Below are 4917 nucleotides of genomic sequence, written 5' to 3' on the forward strand. Positions count from 1 at the left end.
GGCCCCTGTGCATTATTCGGCCACAGATTCACGGTAGGCGAGCTTGAGGGACGTCGGCGCCAGCTTCTCTGCCAGGGATTGCGCTACGTAAGCCGTCGCGGCCACACAAAAAGGCCGGCACAACGGCCGGCCATAGTTTTAGGAGAGGATGCCTGAAAGGCATCCTCATGCTGCACCTGCGAGCAGCCGTGCGCAATACAAATCCGCAGGCACCGTTGGTGAAGGCGGCTCCAGTGTCTATCAGGCGGCCAGCATGTCCTTCATCGTTGCGGGGTCAAGCCGTCACCGGCGCAGTTCTTCGATCCCGAGTTCCTGCCATATCCACCCGAAGTCGTACGTCGCCATCGGATCATCGATGTCGGCGTGTCTCCCACTGAGATTTTCGAGATGTTTTAGCCACGTGGCGAGTTGGTCGCGTCCGGCCTTGCTGCCGGCGCATTGTCGCGGCGTTTTGTCGCCGAGCATCGGGACAGGCTCATCGAGGAGTGTCCGGTATTGACGATCGAGCATGCCGTGGACAAGCGGGGTGGCGACCTCGACCGGGATGTCCGGTGCCGGCTCCGACACGGTTCGTCCTTCCTGACGCGCAGCCATCGCCTGTTCGATCGTCTCGATCTCGGTCAAAGGTGTTCCCACCAGGGCGCCGAGCGCCTGGGTGACGAGTGCAACGCCGCGTTCTGCACGTTCGGCCGAGGTGACGGAGAGGATCAGAGCGCGGCCCTTGAGTTCCAGATTCCCAAGCACCGGCGTGCCGTCTTCCATTGACACACCCCACGCCATCTGGCCGGTGCCTTTCTTGCCCTGTTTTGTTCTGGTGCCGAGCCAGTTCCAGAAATGTGACGTTTCCCGCTGCAGGGCGGGCACGGTATCGAGGCGGTCGCCGATGAGTGCCTGCGTCGTCCCCCGCGTGAACGGAAAACGGACACGGTGGAAAACAACCTCCTCGCCATCGGCGTTATGCAGCGTGGGGATGGCGACAGGCTCGAGCATCCTGGGCAAGATGTCGAACAGCCAGACCATCGAGATGAGCGGCGCCAGGTCGCGCAGTTGATCATCGTCGATCACTAGTTTCGCGCGCGGGCCGCGCTTGCCCTGTCCCAGGCGCAATGCCTCGAGAAGGGCGCTGGTGGCTTCCGCTGTAAAGGACAGCAGGCCGCCTGCCAGGATCCTATGCCCGCTCACCGGAATGATGCGCACGCCGATCCGATCCCACGGGCCCAGCGTCCTGGACGCGGTGCGCTCGCGGACCTGGACGGGATCACCGCCCCGGATCAGATCTCGCGCGAGGAAGCCGACGCCGGGCTCGATCGCGCTGACTTCATAGACGCTCATGACGGAGGTCTTCAGCGCGCGCATGTAGAGCTTGTTGGGGCCGGCCTCGTTCCATCCGCGGCGCTTGAGATATTCGTCCACGATGTTGCGGCCATCGGGCTCGAAGACGCGGGTCACCAGGTCCTCGAACGCGCAGCCCCACAAGGTCATGGCCCAGTGATCCCCGATGATGCCGGGCAGTTCGTCGGAATCGATGTCGAACTGCGTGAGAACCGGCCCCAGATGATCGTCGAGCGCGTCATGCAGGTCGTCGGCCCACTCGGGCCGTGTCGCGAACTTCATCAGCCCGGTCAGGTCGTGGCCGCGTTTCATGCCGGTAGCTCCATAGTCTGTCGGTGCGCGGCGACGATGCGCGAAACGGTCGGCTCGCTGACATGATAGAGCCGCGCCATCTCGGCGCCGGATTTTCGTCCGGAGATGACGGACTCCGCGATCTCGCGCCGTTGCTTTTCGCCGAGTTTGCGCCGGCGTCCGCCGATCCGCCCTTCGGCGCGCGCCTGGGCGAGGCCGGCGGAGGTGCGCTCGCGGATCATGGCGCGCTCGAACTCGGCGAAGCTCCCGACCATCTGCATCATCATGCGACCTGCGGCCGTGGTGGTGTCAATCGCCTCGGTCAGCGAGCGGAAGCCCGCGCCCGCCGCCTCGATCCGCTCCATAATGTGCAGCAGATCCTTGAGGCTGCGCGATAGCCGGTCGAGTTTCCAGACGACGACGACGTCACTGTCGCGTAACTGGCCGATCATCTCCAGGAGCTTTGGCCGGTCCCAGCGCCCGCCACTGGCAATTTCCTCGAACACGCGCCTGCACCCAGCCGCGTCGAGGGCGCGGCGCTGGGCGGCGTTCGACTGCTCGTCACCCTTCGACACCCGCGCATAGCCGATCAGATAGGGTGCCCTGGTCAAATCCTGCCTTTCACAAACGGCCGTATCCGGAGGCCAGTGCGGCATGAACGGATTCCTGCGGCCTCTTGTCTTTCACAATCCTCTTTCAGAATCATGCCGAAAGGCAAGTGGTTTTTGGAGGTTCAAAGATGCCCGGACGGATTCCGATGACGACGCGGCAGCGCGCTGCCCTGCTGATGTTGCCCGACGACGAGGCGGCGATCGTGAAGCACTATAGTCTGTCAGGTGAGGACATGACCGCGATCGACACCGCGCGCACGCCCGCCACCCGACTCGGCTACGCCCTGCAGCTTTGTTGCCTGCGCTACCCGGGCCGGCATCTGCGCCACGGGGAACTGCTGCCTGCGGTCATGCTCGACCATATTGCCGAGCAGGTCGGGGTGGATGCAAAGGTCATAGCTGATTTCGCCAGACGCACGCCCACGCGCTACGATCAGCTCGCCGCGATCAAGACGCGCTTCGGCTTCAGCGATCTGAGCCGCCCGCACCGCGTGGAATTGCGGACATGGCTGACAAACGAGGCGGCGAGCATCATCGACGGACGCGCGCTGCTCGGCCGGCTTCTGGATGAGATGCGCGCGCGTCGGATCGTGATCCCGGGTGTCAGCGTCGTGGAGCGCATGGCGGCCGAGGCGATACATCAGGCGGAAACGGATCTCGTGGCCGCGATCGATGGCGGCCTTGGCCATGAGATGCGTCAGCAACTCGACGCGCTGATCGATGACAAGGTGCATGACCGGCAGAGCCGTCTGTCCTGGCTGCGCGAGCCAGAACCGCGTGTCGCATCCGCTTCGCTTTTGGAAATCGTCGAAAAGATCACGCTGATTCGTGGGACGGGCATATCGGCTTTCTCCCCTGATGTTCGCCACGAACCGCGCCTGGGGCAATTCGCCCGGGAGGGTGTGCGCTACACGGCACAGGCTTTCCAGCAAATGCGCCCGGCCCGCAGGCGGGTCGTGCTGCTCGCGACGCTGCGCGAGCTGGAGGCGACACTGACCGATGCGGCGATCGATATGTTCATTGCGCTCGTGGGGCGGGCCCATCTGCGCGCCCGCAAACGGCTCGAACAGCGCGTGGCCGTTTCCGGCCGCGAGGGCCGCGAACGGATGTTACGCATCGCCAGGGTTCTGGAAGCGATCAGCCAGGCGGCCCGGGCTGGCGGCGATGTCGCCGCGGCGGTCGATGCCGTGGCATCCCTCGACATCATCGACGCCGACGCCGCTATCATCCGACGTACCGCCTCACCGCACCGGAACGAGGTTCTGGACGAGATCGCGGCGGAATATCGCGCCTTCAAGCGGATGGGGCCGTCGTTCGTGCGCGCTTTTGATTTCCAGGGCCGGGCCGGAATGCAGCCGTTGCGCGATGCGATGGCGATCCTCGCCGATCTCGACGGAGACTGGCGCAGGGCGTTGCCCGATGACGTGCCGCTTGGCCATGTCGAGCACCGCTGGCGTCGGCATGTCATGACCGCAGGCGGGATCGATCGCACCCATTGGGAGATGGCGACTTACAGCGCGCTTTCCAATGCTTTGGCATCCGGTGGTATCTGGGTGCCGACCGCGCGCGTCCATCGCGCGCTCAGTGTGCTGCTTGCCCCACCGGCCAGCCCCGTACCGAAGCCCGCTTTCTCGCTCGGCGATCCGCACGCCTGGCTCGACGAGAGGGCGGCAAGGCTTGATAGCGCCCTGCGCGAGGTCGCCCGCGATCTGGACAAACGCGATCCCCCCCTTTTTGCCGGCGAGCGGCTGCGGTTTCCGAAAGACCCCAAAGAAGACCCTGGTCAGGATGAAGGGCGGCAACTTGCGCTCACCTGCTACGGCATGGTGCCTGCCACCCGTATCACGGATGTGCTGTCGCAGGTTCAACGATGGACCGGCTTCATCCAGCATTTCGGCCATGTCTCGACCGGTCTGCCTCCCGCCGACGAACGCGCCTTTCTTGCCACCTTGATCGCGGAGGCGACCAACCTTGGTCTGTCGCGCATGGCCGAAGTTTGCGGTGTCGCCTCGCGTCGCGCACTGTTGCGTATGCAGACGTGGCATATGCGCGAGGAAACGTTTCGCGCCGCGCTCGCCAGCCTGACCGACGCTATCCATGCCGAACCGCTCGCCGCCTGGTTTGGTTCGGGGCATCGCGCATCGGCCGATGGGCAGGCTTATTATCTCGGCGGTGCCGGCGAAGCCGGAGGAACGGTCAACGCACATTACGGTCGCGACCCCGTGGTCAAGATCTACACCACCATCACCGATCGATACGCACCGCTTCATCAGACGGTCATCGCCGGGACGGCGGGCGAGGCGATCCACGCACTCGACGGCATCCTCGGCCACGAAAGCAGCGCGGACATCACCGCCCTCCACACCGATGGTGGCGGCGTCTCCGATATCGTGTTCGCCGTCATGCATTTGCTCGGCCTCGATTTCGAGCCGCGCATTCCGCGCCTGTCGGATCGACAACTCTATGGTTTCGAGCCCGCGCGGCGCTATGGTCGGCTCGCACCGCTGTTCGGGCGCCGCCTCGGTCGGGACCTGATCGTCAGCCATTGGGCCGAAATTGCGGAGGTCATCGCGGCGATGCGCGACCGCACTGTCACACCGTCGCTGATTTTGAAGAAGCTGTCCGCCTATCGTCAACAAAACAGTCTTGCTGCGGCACTTCGGGAGGTCGGACGGATCGAGCG

At 64.6% G+C, this 4917-nt stretch carries 3 protein-coding genes; 1 reads left to right on the forward strand and 2 read right to left on the reverse strand.

Going from position 1 to position 4917, the window contains the following annotated elements:
- Positions 1–282 precede the first annotated feature (282 nt).
- Both ET21_RS0102920 and ET21_RS0102925 read right to left on the reverse strand, forming a co-directional pair.
- Positions 283–1644, reverse strand: a complete 1362-nt coding sequence (locus ET21_RS0102920) for a hypothetical protein (RefSeq protein WP_007683476.1) — start codon at positions 1642–1644, stop codon at positions 283–285.
- Complete coding sequence (locus ET21_RS0102925) at positions 1641–2234, reverse strand: recombinase family protein (RefSeq protein ID WP_007683474.1); 594 nt, start codon at positions 2232–2234, stop codon at positions 1641–1643. Before ET21_RS0102925 ends, ET21_RS0102920 begins: the two co-directional genes overlap by 4 nt.
- A gap of 146 nt (positions 2235–2380) precedes the next feature.
- Here ET21_RS0102925 and ET21_RS0102930 point away from each other — a divergent pair.
- Positions 2381–4917: Tn3 family transposase (locus tag ET21_RS0102930; RefSeq protein ID WP_037470177.1), on the forward strand; the 2537-nt coding region annotated here is incomplete at its 3' end.

Origin of the sequence: Sphingobium sp. DC-2 (assembly GCF_000722555.1) — a bacterium.
Classification (GTDB): domain Bacteria; phylum Pseudomonadota; class Alphaproteobacteria; order Sphingomonadales; family Sphingomonadaceae; genus Sphingobium; species Sphingobium quisquiliarum.

What these genes read in the sequence shown, in the direction of transcription:
- ET21_RS0102920 (WP_007683476.1), bottom strand. Translation starts at nt 1,644, where the DNA reads ATGAAACGCGGCCACGACCTGACCGGGCTGATGAAGTTCGCGACACGG.